15 protein-coding genes are annotated in these 14,876 nt (G+C 63.1%); all 15 read right to left on the reverse strand.

The window, feature by feature from the left end:
- Positions 1 to 17 precede the first annotated feature (17 nt).
- The 15 genes from CJ187_RS08015 to CJ187_RS08085 all read right to left on the reverse strand — a co-directional run bounded on the left by CJ187_RS08015 (position 18) and on the right by CJ187_RS08085 (position 14,775).
- Entirely contained in the window at positions 18 to 215 is a 198-nt protein-coding gene (locus CJ187_RS08015; RefSeq protein ID WP_100086745.1) for a hypothetical protein, read from the reverse strand.
- Positions 208 to 669, reverse strand: coding sequence for a DUF1617 family protein (locus CJ187_RS08020; protein WP_102217288.1), 462 nt, complete (start codon positions 667 to 669; stop codon positions 208 to 210). Before CJ187_RS08020 ends, CJ187_RS08015 begins: the two co-directional genes overlap by 8 nt.
- A gap of 15 nt (positions 670 to 684) precedes the next feature.
- Positions 685 to 3,600, reverse strand: coding sequence for a phage tail spike protein (locus CJ187_RS08025; RefSeq protein ID WP_102217287.1), 2,916 nt, complete (start codon positions 3,598 to 3,600; stop codon positions 685 to 687).
- An 81-nt stretch (positions 3,601 to 3,681) separates the two neighbouring features.
- Positions 3,682 to 4,368 carry a hypothetical protein gene (locus CJ187_RS08030; protein WP_102217286.1) on the reverse strand — a complete coding sequence of 229 codons (687 nt, stop codon included), beginning with the start codon at positions 4,366 to 4,368 and terminating at the stop codon, positions 3,682 to 3,684.
- A complete protein-coding gene (locus tag CJ187_RS08035; RefSeq protein WP_102217285.1) occupies positions 4,368 to 7,055 on the reverse strand; it encodes a phage tail protein in 2,688 nt (895 codons plus the stop codon). Before CJ187_RS08035 ends, CJ187_RS08030 begins: the two co-directional genes overlap by 1 nt.
- A gap of 220 nt (positions 7,056 to 7,275) precedes the next feature.
- The gene (locus CJ187_RS08040) at positions 7,276 to 7,686 is read right to left on the reverse strand and encodes a hypothetical protein (RefSeq protein WP_100622304.1); all 411 of its coding nucleotides are present in this window, start codon (positions 7,684 to 7,686) and stop codon (positions 7,276 to 7,278) included.
- A 12-nt stretch (positions 7,687 to 7,698) separates the two neighbouring features.
- A complete protein-coding gene (locus tag CJ187_RS08045; protein WP_005295596.1) occupies positions 7,699 to 8,295 on the reverse strand; it encodes a major tail protein in 597 nt (198 codons plus the stop codon).
- Between the two features lie 18 nt (positions 8,296 to 8,313).
- Positions 8,314 to 8,658 (reverse strand): hypothetical protein, encoded by a 345-nt coding sequence (locus CJ187_RS08050; protein WP_007000815.1) that lies wholly within the window; start codon positions 8,656 to 8,658, stop codon positions 8,314 to 8,316.
- A complete protein-coding gene (locus CJ187_RS08055; RefSeq protein ID WP_102217284.1) occupies positions 8,655 to 9,092 on the reverse strand; it encodes an HK97-gp10 family putative phage morphogenesis protein in 438 nt (145 codons plus the stop codon). Before CJ187_RS08055 ends, CJ187_RS08050 begins: the two co-directional genes overlap by 4 nt.
- Positions 9,061 to 9,423, reverse strand: a complete 363-nt coding sequence (locus CJ187_RS08060; protein ID WP_102217283.1) for a phage head completion protein — start codon at positions 9,421 to 9,423, stop codon at positions 9,061 to 9,063. The genes CJ187_RS08055 and CJ187_RS08060 overlap by 32 nt, the downstream gene beginning before the upstream one ends.
- 3 nt (positions 9,424 to 9,426) lie before the next feature.
- Positions 9,427 to 9,741, reverse strand: coding sequence for a head-tail connector protein (locus CJ187_RS08065; RefSeq protein ID WP_102217282.1), 315 nt, complete (start codon positions 9,739 to 9,741; stop codon positions 9,427 to 9,429).
- A 32-nt stretch (positions 9,742 to 9,773) separates the two neighbouring features.
- Complete coding sequence (locus CJ187_RS08070) at positions 9,774 to 10,994, reverse strand: phage major capsid protein (RefSeq protein ID WP_102217281.1); 1,221 nt, start codon at positions 10,992 to 10,994, stop codon at positions 9,774 to 9,776.
- 21 nt (positions 10,995 to 11,015) lie between these two features.
- A complete protein-coding gene (locus CJ187_RS08075; RefSeq protein WP_102217280.1) occupies positions 11,016 to 11,843 on the reverse strand; it encodes a head maturation protease, ClpP-related in 828 nt (275 codons plus the stop codon).
- Complete coding sequence (locus tag CJ187_RS08080; protein WP_102217279.1) at positions 11,840 to 13,147, reverse strand: phage portal protein; 1,308 nt, start codon at positions 13,145 to 13,147, stop codon at positions 11,840 to 11,842. The genes CJ187_RS08075 and CJ187_RS08080 overlap by 4 nt, the downstream gene beginning before the upstream one ends.
- A 29-nt stretch (positions 13,148 to 13,176) precedes the next feature.
- Positions 13,177 to 14,775: a terminase large subunit gene (locus tag CJ187_RS08085; RefSeq protein WP_041631002.1), complete on the reverse strand. Its 1,599-nt coding sequence runs from the start codon at positions 14,773 to 14,775 to the stop codon at positions 13,177 to 13,179.
- Positions 14,776 to 14,876: the final 101 nt, after the last annotated feature.

Genomic DNA, 14,876 nt, shown 5'->3' on the forward strand with positions numbered 1-14,876 from the left:
TGTAAGCCAGATGTGGTTTACAGGTTGGGGCTAGTGAGGACGTCCAAAACTGTGTCGGTTAGGTCGAGGCTGCCGGTCGACGGACCGACTTCCTCGACGTGTTCGGGGCTGTTTTCGGCTGGTGGGACAGGCACCGGGTCGGGCTGGGCTGGTTCGATCGGGTGAATCACCACTTCCTCGCCATCACCTGCTTCGGCTGAGGTTTTCTCACTCATCGGTGTCACCGACCTCCGCTGTCCTCACTGCGTCATGTTGGGCTGCTTCTACAGCGTCGAACAGAACGTTGTATGCCTCCGCCTGCTCACCGGCTAAGGGCTCGTCGTAGTCGGCTAGCAGCTGTGCGATATCGGTGAGGTGGGTGGCGTAAGTGGGGCCATCCACCTCAGCCACTGAGTCCAACAGCTGCTCGCGCAGTGTCAGGAATTCGGCGAGGTCGGTGCCACCGGTGAGTTGAAAGGTGCCGTCTTCGCTGATGACGGGCTTGCCCTCCTCGTCGAGGATGGCGTGGGTGGTGACGAGGTCGTATTCGTCCTGGCCGAACCGCAACTGCGCGTCCTTGACCAACTTGAGCAGTTTGGAGCGCGCCCGCGATTGAGCGGGCTTGAGGGACATCGTTTCGAGAAGGTCGTGGATGGGTCCGAGGTGACGGTTAGCGATCAGTACACGCATGCGTAAAGGTTCTTTCTAGACGAGGCTGGTGGACATGGCCGACAAGCCGGTGTTGTTGTAGTTGGTCCAGGTGATGTTCGACCCGGAGCCGGAGATGGAGACGATCCAGCCGTAGTTCAGTCGGCGGATGATCTCGTTGACCCTTGTCATCAGGTCTTTGAGCCGGTCGAAGGCCCGCGACATGTTGTAGAACGTGCCATTCGTGGTGATGAGCAGGTCGTAGGTGTGGAACCCGATCCGTGCCAGCCCGCTGGAACCCGACAAAGTGGCGTAGGTGCCTTTCCCGCTGAAAGCTACGTCTTGAAACATGACGTAGCGGGTGTCAGAGGTGTAGACCTTGTTCCCGTTGATCCGCAGGTCAGCGCCCAGGTGGATCCCTGCCCGCCCATAGAACTTGCCCTTTGGATCCAACGTCAGACACGTGAAATAGTCGCCGGTGGAGGTCGTCTGATACGTCCAAGCGACGTAGTCCCCCCGGTAGGCCAACTGGTTGACGATGCCTTGGATATCGGTGGCATCCTTTTTCGCCCGGCGGGCCATTTCACCGATGTAACGCGTCCCGTACCAAAACCGCAGACCAGACGACGTGATCGTCCCCTCCAATGAGGACCCGGAGTACCACGAGATTTGTGTTGGCGTAATCCGGATCGAACTCGTCCAGCCCGCCAGTCCTACTTGGATCGCGTTCGCCGCGAGCTTGTCCGCCGTGATCGACCTCGCCCCAATACGCGAGGCATTAAGCACACCAGTGGTGATCTTGCCCGCGTCGAGCGCACCGATCTTCGCCGAGGTAATCGCCGCATCCGCGATCATCGCCGTCTTGATGAACCCGTTGGAGATTGTGAGCTTGTCGCTCGTGATCGACCCGGCCGCGATCCTCGCCGCAGACAGGGTGCCGGTGGTGATCTTCGATGCCGACAACGAGCCGATTTTCGCGTCCGTGATCGCCGCGTCCGCGATCATCGCCGTCTTAATGAACCCATCAGCGATCGTGAGCTTGTCACTGGTGATAGAGCCTGCCGCAATCCTGGCAGCCGCGAGCGTGCCGGTGGTGATCTTGGCAGCCGACAGGTTGGAGATCTTGGCGTCCGTGATCGCCGCGTTGGCGATCATCGCGGTAGTGACCGTGGCGTCATCGATACTGGTTCGGCCGGTGATGTGTATGCGCTCACCGGCGATCAAGATGGTTTCGGGTGAGATGTTGATCTGGGAGACGATCTCGCTTGAGCGCACACGCAGGTTCAGGTCGCTGGCCATCATTGAAAGCGACGAGGCTAGGCTGTTATCCGCGTTCGTCAGCTCAGTGAACCGGGCCTCGCTGCTGGTTTGAACCTGCCGTGCCGTCTCGTAGGCCGTATCGGCACGGTGCTGTGCTTGGGAGACTGAACTCTCAAGCCCGGTCACCTTCATGCCAGCCTCACCGGCTACAGCCTCAGCTTCCCGTGCTGTGGCTTCGGCCTGGCTGGCTGCTTCGCGCGCCTGGCCGATCTCGGCTTCGGCTACGGTGAGGCGAGCAGCGACAGCGATAGCGGCAGCTTGGGCATCGTCAGCAGCGGTTTTCGCGGCCTCCACCTCAGCGCGAGCTTCGGCGAGCTCAGCGCTGACCTGAGCATGGTTGAGGTCCGTGGCAAGGGCAACCCAGCCGGGCTCGCCGGTGTCGGTGAGCTGGTAGATCCAGATCTCGATGCTCTCGCCATTGTCCCTAAACCACGTGTCCCCGAGGCGGGCGGCAGCGGGCTGTTTCGGCCCGTAATGGTTGGTGGATTTCCCGTCCGCTGATGCCAGCGCCACGCCAGCAAGATCAGCAGCCATCTGGGCGGCCGTCTGCGCGGTGGTGATCTGGCGGGTGATCTGGGTGAACTTCCCTGCAACCGACCCGAGCTCCACCGAGACATACGCCTGCTGGAGCGGGTCGTATTCGTAGCCGACGACCCGCGCTGACAGGGACACGCCCAGGTCGGCGTGCTGTACCGTCACCGTGTCTCCCAGCAGGACGGTCTCCAGCTCGGCGAGGTCGGCGTACTCGGCAGTCGATGCGAGATCAACGAACGAGACGGTGTAGCTCGCGGCAGGCGTATCGACGTGGTTGGTGGTGAACTCGGTCTTAGCGGCTTGACGCAGAAGGGCGTGTGCTTGCGGCAGAGGTACTTCGTCCTCGCGGGGGTTATCTGCGTCGGCGATCGCTTTGATGTCCGGGTAGCGCATCACCTTGATATGCGGGATCGCGTAGGCATTCAGGTGTGGCGAGTCGACGTAGAGCTCGGGCAGGGTGATCCCATCAAACCCGACCGGCACGATCCGGGTGACCACGCTCGTCAGATCGATGGTCGAGGTGTAACCAGTGAGGTTCTTGCGATCGCGGATCACGACCCCACGATCCGCGCCGCGTGTGGCGGCGTGGTGGATGTGCCAGTTATCGCGCGTGAGCTCTCCGGCCCACCGGGAGGCGAACGTGTTATCCGACCCCTGGTCCATGATCGCGGCGGCAAGGTTCATCCGCACCACGCGCGCAGAGGCCCTGGTGGCCGTATCGGAGCTGGTCGCGGTGAACCGGTGCGGCGTGGTCGCAGACCTAAGGAGCTGATCGAGGGCTGCCTTGGGGGTTTTGTTGACCACGAAGGTGTCGGCGATGAAGTTGCCTGCCAGGTCGTAGAACAGATGGAAGGCGGTGACCTCCAACAGCCCGTCCAGGCTCGTTGTGACCTCGTGGATACGAAACCCTTGCCGGATGGTGGTGCCGGGAACAGGGGCTGCGATGATCGCCTCGACTACCAGCTTTGAGGCCAGCGGCCCATCGGCTGGATAGGTGACGGTCAGCTGGTAGGCTCCGCCGAGTTCCTCAACGACCCGGGCGTCGATCAGTTCAGGGTCGAGGACACCCTCGCCGGTGGCGGTGAACGTGGTGGCAGTCGGGGCATGCACGGTGAGCATCGGTGGTGTTCCTTTCACAGACGTGCACCCGCAGCCAAAGAAACGGCTACGGGCGCACTGGGAGCAAAGAGATGGGCCGGGTTAGGGGTTTCGCCAGTTCCCGGTGATCTCGACTTTGGAGATGCCACTACCCAAAGTGACCCGGTTGACCCCTGGAGTAAGGATCGGGAACGTGCCGGTCAGCGCGTCGGTATGCACCCGGCCTGCCACGTGCGCGACAAGCCGCGCCGAGTCCAGGGTGATCTGCCCTGCCGGTGACTGAACGCGATAGGCGGCCCCGTTGATCGTCAGCGTCAACGCCCCGGTGCCCCTGATCGTGATGATCGGTGCCGCATCCACCAGGCCAGGGTTGGTGATCTGCCCGGAGGCGGTGAGCGTGTGGGTGGTCAGCCCAGAATCCAGGTAGCTAAACGGCTCGCACACCAGGTGCGCCTCGAAGAATCCCCACGAGGACATGTCCGTGCGCAGCGGGCTAATGGAGGCGTGTTTGATCTTGTGGAACGCCTCGGGCTGGTGGGACAGGTGAATGGTCGCCGCCCGGGTCAGCGCCAGTGCGGCTTTGTGGTAGGCGGCCAGGCTGCCTTTGATCGCGAGCGGCAACGTGATCGACGTGTCATGCCAGCCGCCCAGGCGGGTCAGCGTCCCGGCCCTGCCCGCCACCTCAATATCGTCTGTGACCCGCTCGGCGACAGGTAGGTCGACCGGGCCGGTGAGCCTCAGGCCCAGCGACGTTGAGGACACTGTCTTGTCGAGAGTGAAACCATGCATCAGACACCTCCTCCTGTAGCGAGCACCGTGTGGTGGGAGTTGATACGAGCCAACTGGCGGTTGATGCCGGGAGCGAGTTTGCCCACCAGCGCGCCGTCGTTGAGCACGACCTTGATGTCCATGGCCTCCAGCAGTGCCCGGGCGGTCTGGTCGACGATGCCCGCCACCTCTCCTGCGCGCCCTGCCTCCTGGCCGACAGCGCTGTGGCTGGTGGTTGCAAGCGGTGGTTGCAGGTGGGTTGGGGTCAGATCGACCGGCTCCAGGCTGGTGGTGATCGGCACGTCGATACCGCTGGTGAGCTCGCTCATGGCCTTAAGGGTGTCTGCGGCGAAGTCCTCGGCGGCTGCGACTGCGCGGCTTCCGGTGTCTTCGATACCTCCGGCCAGGCCTCGGGTGAGCATGTCACCGACCCACGCCATTTCCTTGGACGGCGAGTTGATGCCGAAAAAGCCCGTGATGCCATCCCAAATGTCAGAACACCAGCTTGTAACCCTGTCCCAGAGCCAGCCTGCCAGCGACTGGATGCCGTTCCACAAGCCCCGCACGAGGTCCGCGCCAGCAGAGGCCATCTGGCCGACCCCTTGACCGACCGCGCCCACGATCCCGGTGATGATCTGCGGGATCGCCGCCACGATGGTCGAGATGATCTGCGGCAGGTTCGTAATCAACGCGGTCAACAGCTCGACACCCGCCATGACCAGTTGCGGAATCGCCCCACCGATCGCCGAGACGATCGCTGCGATAATCTGCGGCAGCGCGGCCACGATCGTGCTGATGATCTGCGGCAGCGCCCCAATCAAGGCGGTGAGTAGTTTGACGCCAGCCTCGATGAGCTGCGGCAGGGCCGACAGCAGCATGGTGATGATGCCGGTGATGATTTGTGGCAGCACCGTCACGATCGCGGTGATGATCTCCGGGAGCGCGTCGACCAAGGAGGTCAACAACGCGATACCGGTCTCGATGATCTGCGGGATCGCAGCGACCAGGAACTCCACGATCGAGGTGATGATCTGTGGTAGCGCCTCAATGAGCACCGGGATCGCTTCCAGCAAGCCTTGCGCGAGCCCAAGGATGAGCTGTAGCGCGGCATCCAAGATCATCGGCAGGCTATCGACCAGCCCCTGCACTAGGGCGACGATCATCTCCACTGCTGCCGGAATCAGCTCAGGTAGAGCCTCACCGATCCCGGTGACCAAGGTGGCGATGATCTGCAGGGCTGCTTCCAGTAACGCTGGCAGGGATTCAATGATCGCCTCCACCAAGGCAACGATGAGCATCACCGCTGTCTCGGCAACCGACGGCAACACCTCGATGATGCCTTCCAGCAGGGCGGTCAGGATCGACATGCCGGTCTCTACGACCATCGGCAGCTGCTCGGCGATGAACGCGAGTGCTTCTTGCAGGATCTCGCCGAGCTTGTCGATCAACGCCGGGGCGCCGCCCTGCTCGAAGGCTGCCGTGAGCTCATCGATCCACCCGTTGACCATCGGCATGACCGTGCCAGCCAGCGCGTCGGTCAAACCTTGGGCGAGCAGGCCCTTGAGGTTGTCGATGCCGTCGCGCATGGTAGAGAGCTGTCCGGTGAAGGTTTTCGACTGGGCTTCCATCGCCCCGTGGAAACGGCCGCCTTCCTCGGTTGCCGAAGCGAACGCGTCAGCGACCATGTCCGCGCTGATCGCGCCCTTGGCCATCTCCTCTTTCAGCTCGCCGATGGACTTGCCCGTCTTGCGGGAGATCTCCTCCAGCGGGTTGAACCCGGCGTTGATCATCTGGTTGAGGTCCTGGCCAGTCAGCTTGCCTGTCGAGGACATCTGGGCGAACGCCAACGTCAGTGACTCCATCTTCTGCGCGTCACCTTGGGAGATATCACCGAGCTGGCCTAGTCTGCGGGTAGCTTCGTCGGCGCTGATACCGAACGCCATCAGGGTTTGGGTGTTCTTCGCCAAATCCTCCATGCCGAACGGGGTCTTCGCGGCCTGGGTTTTCAGGTCGTTGACCAGCTGTTGGGCTTTTGCCTGATCGCCGAGCATCGTGGTGAAGCTGGTGGTGTACTGCTCCATGCGGGCGTTGTACTCCACCCCGTCCTTCAACGCATCGGCCATACCCCGGCCGATACTCGTGATCGCCTTGCCGATGCCCTTGACACCAGCGACGATCGCCTCGGCGGCCAGGTTCGCTTTGAGCACGTCCCCGAAGATCCGGGTCTTATCCCCGGTGTCGTCCATCTCGTCGCCGAGATCATCGACCGCGTCCTCCAAATGCCCGGCATCCTTGGCAGCGTCTTTCGCATCATCGCCTGCACCGTCGGCCTCGTCACCGAACTCGCCGAGCGCATCATTGTTGGCCTTGAGCTCTTTTTCCAGCTCGTTGAGCTCGGCACCGGCGTTGTTGAGCTGGATCTGCCAGTTTTTCGTGCGCGAATCGTTCTCCCCGAACGACGCGGCCGAGTTCTCCAGCGCGGCCTTGAGTGTTTCGATCTTGGCCTTTTGGGTCTCGATCTCTTTGGTCAGCACCTGGTTGCGGGAGGCCAGCGCCTGGGTGGACTTGTCGTTCTTGTCGAACTGGGAGGCCACCAGTTTCATCTCCGAGCCCAGCACCCGCATCTCACGGTTGATGTCGGTGATGGCCCGCTTGAACTCGCGTTCACCTTCCAGACCGATCTTGAGACCAAACGATGAGTCAGCCATGAGGATTCACCTGCCTGTCAGTGGGGTTAGATCCCGGGCGGGATGATGTCGTCGATGAACCACACCCGTGCTGGTTTCGCTCGTCCTGTCTCGATCCGCCAGCAGTCCACCAGGTCAAGGAGCTCACCAAAGACCATCAGGCCCACCTCGTCTTGTCTCAGGCCGAGGTGGGCTAAACCGATGTAGGTCAGGCGGGTGAACACTGCCCGGTCGGATTCGACTATCCGTCCGCTGCCGGGCTCACTTTTGGGGCTGGCTCGGTGAGGATGTCGCGGCGGGTGCCTCGCTGCAGTGCCTCAGCGATCGCACCCCGGTAGTCGGCGATATCGGCAGGAACCGTCAGCAGCTCCACCTCGTCCTCCGTCAACTGCGGGCGCGGGTTGTCGCGGTGGATGAGGTTGTGGATCTGCACTGACTGGTTGGCCAGTAGCGTGATCAGCCAGATCACCTCGGTCAGTGTCTGGCCGAGGTCCTCGGAGGTCTCCAACGCGGCTCCGAGCTTGTCCAGCCCGCCGTAGCGCTCGGCGATCAGCCGGGTGGCCTTGGTGGTGAGCACCAGCTCGTACTCGCTCCCACCAATCGTCACGGTCGCACTGCGCCCGGCAGCATCAATCGAGGATGTGTTTGTCATGAGCGGGCTCCTTTACTTGCCGGGGCTGGTGGCGGCGGGCTCGTAGACGGACTGGTACCAGCCGGTGATGATCTCGGCCTTGACCTTGGGGTCGCCTTCGGTGGCTTCGGCTTTCCACGGGTGGCGGCCCTTCGCGTCTGGCTTGTTGCGGCGCAGGATCGTGCCCTCGATGCTCGGGGTGGAGAACGTGATCGAGTCGGCCTTGGTGGCAAGCGTGGTGCTTGGCAGGGCGAACTTGACGCGGTAGAGCCAGAAGTACTGGAAGGTGCCGTTGGAGCGGGCGGCACGGAACCCGATCGCTACCGGTGTGCCGCCGTCTTCCGAGGACGAGATGAGCACCCCGTTGGCATCCAGGGTGGCACCGGTCAGTGCCGCTGCGGCTTCTGCTCCTAGGTCGTCCACGCCGAGGGTGAGCGTGCCGGATTTGAATTCCTTGACGATCTCGCTGGGCCCATCGTCGGCATACAAGATCGCCTCGGCGACCTCGACGGAGAGTTCCGCTGAGATCGCTTTGGCCAGTGGCTTCGGGCTGGCGTAGGTTTCCTCGCCGGTGGTGGGGTTTTCGGTGATCGTGGCGTAGTAGAGCTTGTCAAGACCAATCGTGGCCATGGGTGATTCGTCCTTTCGTTAAAACGGGTGGTGGCAGCTGATATCGAAGCTGTAGTGGTGGTAGCCCGTATCGTCCTCGAAGCCGATGTAGCGTCTGGCGGTCACCACCAGCCCCGCGTCGACGAGCGCGTGGGTGAGCGTGTCTCGCCAGGTCAGGTAGTTGCCAGTTGTGAACAGGCCGAGGCGGACTTCTTCGACTTCGACGCTCGGGGTGTTGTCGGCGAACACCTCCAGCGTGTCGCCGATCGGGGTGGCCACCAGATAGGTATCCGGTGCGGGCGAGGCGCTAAACAGGCTCACCGCGATCGGCAGATCAAGCCGGTCAGCGACCGTGGTGAGGGTTTCCAAAAGCGGGATGGTCATGGTGTGATCCCGTCGAGCTTGGCTTTAAGCACGGTTTTCATCGCCTCCATCGCGCCCCGTCTGGTCTGGGAGCGTGTCGGTGCCAGGAACGGGCGTGCGGGCTGGTTGCTCCTGCCGTGCTCAAGCACGTTGGCGATGAGCGCGTTCGACCTGCCATCGCGGCGGTTCTCGGCGAAACCGACCTTGACGTTGTGATCGCCTCGTGAGTTGACCTTCACGCTCGTGACACCCAGGGCCCCGAGGAGCTGGCCGGTTGAGCGCGACGGCGTGGTGGTCGCCTGCCCGATCGCGGCGGCGAGGTTGGCTCGCATGCGTGGTTCGACCACGTTCGCGCCAGCTGTCAGAACTTCGTCGGTTGCAGTGTCCAGCAGGCGTGAGGTGGCCTCGAGTGCGTCTATGTACTTATTGGGGAGTCGGATCTGGACGCGCGCCATGATGGGCTCCTTCCGGTTGCAGACGGTGGGCAAGGATCTCGATGTAGCCGCCGATGGGCTCGACGGTGTCGATGACGTAGCGGCCATCGGCAGCGGCGATGTGCATGACCTCCGAGACGGTGAGCCCGGGGATGGTGCGGATGCGGAACAAGACGGTGGCCTGCGTGTAGGCGGCACGGTCGACCCACGCTGAGCTGGCGTGCCTCATCTGGCGGTAGGCGCGCACCGTGACGACCACCTGCTCGCTGCTGCCCGTGAAACCCGCAGCGTCCCTTCGGGCTACGGGGGTGATGAGGTTGATGGTTTCTCGCATACTGCCAATGCCTGCCATGGGTTACACCTTCCATTCGCGCTCAAGGCGCAGCAGCGTGTTCACCGCGGCCCACATGGCTTTGGCGGCATCGGGTTTGTCGGACCAGAACCCGGCCGTGGAGCCGTCACGCGACTCGTAGAAGTGACTGGCCAGCATCACAATCGCCTGCCGGGTCGACCCTGGCATCTCGCGAGTCTCGTAATAGTCGCCGGGTAGGTGCTGGTAGGCGGTGGCATAGGAGGTGGCAGCTGCCACCAGGTTGGCGATGAGCTCGTCGTCGGCGTCGTGGGCGAGGATGAGGTTGGCTTTGACCTGGTCGATGAGCTGGTGGTTCATGGCTGCCACCTCCTATTCGTTGCGTGGGGGTTTTAGGCTCCGGTCTTCTGGGTGAGGATCTTGACGGCCTCGGGCAGGACGAGCTTGCCGTCCAGGCGCTGGGAGGCGAGGAAACCGACCTGGCCGGATGTGGCGAACAGTTCGTTCAGGCGCTTGAAGGAGCGTCCCTGCCGGTCAGCGATCCAGTAGTAGGACAGGTCACCGAACGCCACTGTCTTCGCGCCCGCCTTGATCTCGGGTGCGAACGTGGAGGTGTGCACCGGCTTGCCCAGGATCATGTCCGGGGCACCAGCGGTGAGTGCTGGCTGCCACAGGTACTGGCCCTGGTTGTCCTTGAGCTTGCGCACGGTTTTCACGGTGGCGTCGTTCATCAGCCACACTGCCCGAGCCCGATACGGTGCGCGCAAGCTGTAGTGCAGGTCGATGAGCTCATCGGCGGTGATGTCGGCGGCCTTCGCGGTGGTCACATCCGAGATACCGCCACCGGTGGCGTCGAAAATGCCGGTCGGCTTGCCCTTGCCGTCACCGACCAGGAACGCCTCCTCTTCGGCGGCACCGATGCGGCGGGCGAACTCGGCGGCGAGGTAGGCCTCGACGTCGAAGACCGAATCGCCGAGCAGTTCCTCGCTGATCTTCAAAAACGTGCCGAGCTTGAACGCCGAGAGCGTGATCTGGGAAAACGTCTCGTCGGATTCGGTGTAGGGCTTGCCCTCATCGAGCCACCCAGCACTGCCGTGGGTGGACACGACCGGGATCTTGCGATCCCCGCTGGTGGTCTGGATGACGTTGGCAAGCCCGCGCATGATGTTCTGCTCAACCAGGGACTGCACGAGGGTGTGCTCGAACTCGTCGGGCACCAGGTAGCCGCCCTCGGAATCGACCCCCTCCGACAGGGCGTTGCGCACCTCCATGGGAGAGGCGTTCAGGCGCATCGCATCCCAAAACGCCCGCTTATAGGAGGCGGTGGCGCGGCCGGTCTTCGGTTCGCTCTCCTCGCCGGTCTGGCCGGGCATCGAGGTCAGCGGCGCATTCGTGGCCCGTGCCAGATCAGCGTCCAGGCGCTGGGCGCGCTCGGCGCGAGCAATCTCGTTGGTGAGCTTGTCGATATCGGCTTCCATGCGGGCGTAGGTCTGGTCGTCCTCGGCGGAAAGGCAGCCGGTGGTGGTGCCGCGGCGCTCGTCGAGGAAGGCCTTGGCCTTCTCCCAGGTGTCGGCGCGGCGGGCGCGAAGGTCAGAAATCGTCATCGTGGACATGGGAAAGATTCTCCTTGCTGGTTAGTGGGTGTGGTTGATCAGGGCGGCGTACAGGTCCACCACTTTTCGACCCGCAGGCCGCGTGGGCTCTGGGGCTGGTGGCGGGGTGGTCGGTGGCGTGTCGGTCAGGTGTGCGACGAGACGCTGCTCGGCGGGCTTGCGGGCAAAACACACCCCGCTGGCGGCATCGCCCAGCGGGGCGGGGTTTCGTGACGTCGGCGGCCACGGTTTCTGCTTGTCCGGCTCCTCGCCGTCCTCGTCGTCTGGGTCGGGTGGGGTGCGGCTGCCGGTGAGGTAGTCGTCGGCAAAGCCCATGCTGATGGCGGCACGCGCGTCCATCCAGGTCTCTTGATCCATGAGGCGTGCGAGCTTGGCGCGGCTCATCCCGGTTTTCAGCTCGTAGGCGTTGATGATGGATTCTTTGACCGCTGCGAGCATGTCGATGGCCCGGCCCAGCTCGTCGGCGTCACCGACGGCGAGGGTGGCCGGGTTGTGGATCATGAGCATCGAGACCGGGCTCATCGCCACGACCTCACCTGCCATGGCGATCACGCTGGCGGCGCTGGCCGCGATCCCGTCAATATGGACGCGGACGTGGCCTGGGTAGTCGATGAGCATGTTGTAGATCTGGGCTGCCGCGACGACGTCTCCGCCGGGGCTGTTGATCCACACCGTCACATCACCGGAACCTGCAGCCAGCTCGGAGGCGAACAGGGCCGGGGTGATGTCGTCGTCAAACCATGACTCCTCAGCGATCACCCCGTTGATACGCAAAACCCGGCTGGTATCACTACCTGCCGGGCTATCAATGTCGGGAGCGGGTGGCTCCCAGTTCCAGAACCGTCTCACCGGCTCCTCCTTTCAACTCGTTGTTCCACCGAAGGCTGCTCTTCTCCAGGCGGTGCGTCCTGCTGCGTGCGCTGGGTGGTGGCGTAGGCCCCGGCCATGGATAGCGGCAGCATGTTGCCGTTGACCAGGTACAAGTCGCCGCCATCAGCGGCAGCGATGCGGTCGAGGTTTTCGAGGGCGCGGATGTCGTTGGCGCTCATCCACCCGTTCTGCCTGGCCACGGCGTAGCCGTTCATGCGCGAGACGTAGTCGCCGCGCAGCAGGCCCTCGAGGTTGAACTTCACGAACACGCTCGGCTTCTCACGCGGGCTAAGCAGCGTCTTGGTCAGGGCTTGTTCCCAGCGGATGACCCACGGGTCGAGGGTGTATTTCACGAACTCCAAGGACTGCTGCTCAATATTGGAGAAGCTCGATTTTTCGAGGTCGCCCACCATGTGCGGTGGGATGCGGAAGATCCGGGCGATCTCGTTGATCTGGAACTTGCGTGTCTCCAAGAACTGCGCCTGCTCCGGGGAGACGGAGATGGGCGTGTACTTCATGCCCTCTTCGAGCACCGCGACCTTGTTGGCGTTGCGGGCCCCACCAAAGGTTTGCTGCCAGGACTCGCGCACCCGAGACGGGTCTTTGATCGTGCCCGGATGCTCCAACACCCCGCCAGGGGCGGCCCCGTTGGCGAAGAACGACGCCCCGTAGTCCTCGCAGGCCTGCGCCATGCCGATCGCGTTTTTCGCCATCGCAATCGGCGAGTAACCCACCAGCCCGTCAAACCCGAGCCCTGGGATGTGCAGCACGTCAGCAGGCGACAGCCGGATGCGAGACCACTCACCGGCGGGTTCGTCACTGGTGGTCTGGTACTCGTAGTAGAGCCTGCCATTTTCATCCCTGCCCACACTCATCCGGTTGGGCATCAGCGGATACAGGCCAATGACCTCGTCGAGGCCGTTGCGGATGACCTGTGCGTAGGCGTTGCCCCACAGCAGCAGATGCGTCATGAGGGTCTCGCGGAAGACGAAGCTGGTCATCTCCGGGTTGGGCTCATCGTGCAGCAGCCGGTAGAGCGTGTGGTCGGTGGCTTTGACCTTCGACCCGTCTTTCTCGGTGCGGTAGACGTGCAGGGGCAGGCCCGCGATCGCCTCCGCCAGGATCCGCACGCACGAATAAACGGCGGTCATCTGCATCGCTGAGCGTTCGGTGACTGTGCGCCCGGAGCTGGTGGGCCCGAACAGGAAGCTGTAGCTCGAGGACAGCTGGTGGTTCGACACCTGCCGGGCATTGGTGCCGCGTAGCCAGTCGAAAAGTCCCACAGGGGCCTCCTTTTGCGTTGTCGTGAGCGTTAGAAGACGAGCAGCCCGCGCGAGTCGTACACGGATGTGCCCGTATCGCTACTGCCGCCTCGGATCGCGCGGTCAAGGGCCATGATGGTGGCGACAACCCCGTCGATCTTCTCGGTGGACTTTTGCTTGTCGGGTTTGATGTTTCCTGCCGGGTCGGTGCGTACATGGATGTTGTCGACCATCCAGGCCAGCACCGGGTGGCCCCCGTGGGCGAGGCGGCCTTCGAGTGCGAGCTTCATCAGCTCCTTGCTCGGTGGGCTCATGTCTTTAAAGCCCTGCCCGAAGGGCACGACGGTGAAACCGGCATCGTCGAGGTTTTGGCTCATTTGGACTGCGCCCCACCGGTCGAAGGCGATCTCGCGGATATCGAACCTCTCGCCGAGCTGCTCAATGAGGTGCTCGATGTGGGCGTAGTGGACCACGTTGCCTTGCGTGGTCTCAAGAAAGCCTTGGGCGTGCCACAGGTCGTAGGGCACGTGATCACGCGCCACCCGCAGCTTGAGGTTGTCCTCGGGAATCCAGAACCACGGGACGATCCGGTACTTCTCGTCCTCCCCGTAGGGCGGGAAGACGAGCACGAACGCGGTGATATCCGTCGTGGAGGCCAAGTCCAGCCCGCCGTAGCAAGGTCTGCCCTCCAGCTCGTCTAGGTCTACCGGGTCTGCGCATGCGTCCCAGATGTGCATGGGCATCCACCGCACGGACTGCTTGACCCACTGGTTAAGCCGCAGCTGGCGAAACGAGTTCTCCTCGGCGGGGTTCTGGCGAGCCGAGTTGCACGCGGCCCGCACCTTCTCCACCGGCACCGTGACGCCAAGCGAGGGGTTGGCCTTGTGCCAGACCTTTTCATCCGTCCAGTCATCATCCAGGTCTGCGCCGTAGATCACCGGGTAGAAGGTGGGGTCGTGTTTCTTGCCCGCCAGGATGTCGCGCGCTTTTTGGTGCTGCTCGTAGCAGATGCTGTGGGTGTCGGTGCCTGCGGTGGTGATGAGGAAGTACAGCGGCTGGGTGCGCGCATCACCAGAGCCCTTGGTCATCACGTCGAACAGGGCCCGGTTGGGTTGGGTGTGCAGCTCGTCAAAGACGACACCGGAGATGTTGAACCCGTGCTTGGAGTACGCCTCAGCCGAGAGCACCTGGTAGAAGCTGTTGGTCGGCTTGTAGATGATGCGCTTCTGACTGCTGAGGATTTTCACCCGCTTCGATAGGGCCGGTGATTGGCGGATCATGTCGGCGGCGACCTCGAAGACGATGCTGGCTTGCTGCCGGTCGGCCGCGCATCCGTAGACCTCGGCGGCTTGCTCCCCGTCCCCGCACGTCAGCAGCAGCGCGATCGCGGCAGCCAGCTCGGACTTGCCCTGCTTCTTGGGGATCTCCACATAGGCGGTGGTGAACTGGCGGTAGCCGTCGGGTTTGATGGTGCCGAACAGGTCGCGCACGATCTGTTCTTGCCAACCCAGCAGTGTGAAGGGTGTGCCTGCCCAGCGGCCTTTCGTGTGGCGCAGCGCCTGAATGAATGCGACAGCGAAATCCGCTTTGCGCTGGTTGTAGGTGGAGCCGTCGGCCATGAACCGGGTTGGCTGATACGTGCTCGTCATCGTGGCGGCAGCTCCTTCCTCGGGGCATAAGAAAAGCCCCAACCGTGTGGGGCGAAACGGAGAGTGTGGGGCCAGTCCTGATCCTTGGGGGTCGGGACGGT

This window comes from Gleimia hominis, assembly GCF_002871945.2.
Lineage (GTDB): Bacteria > Actinomycetota > Actinomycetes > Actinomycetales > Actinomycetaceae > Gleimia > Gleimia hominis_A.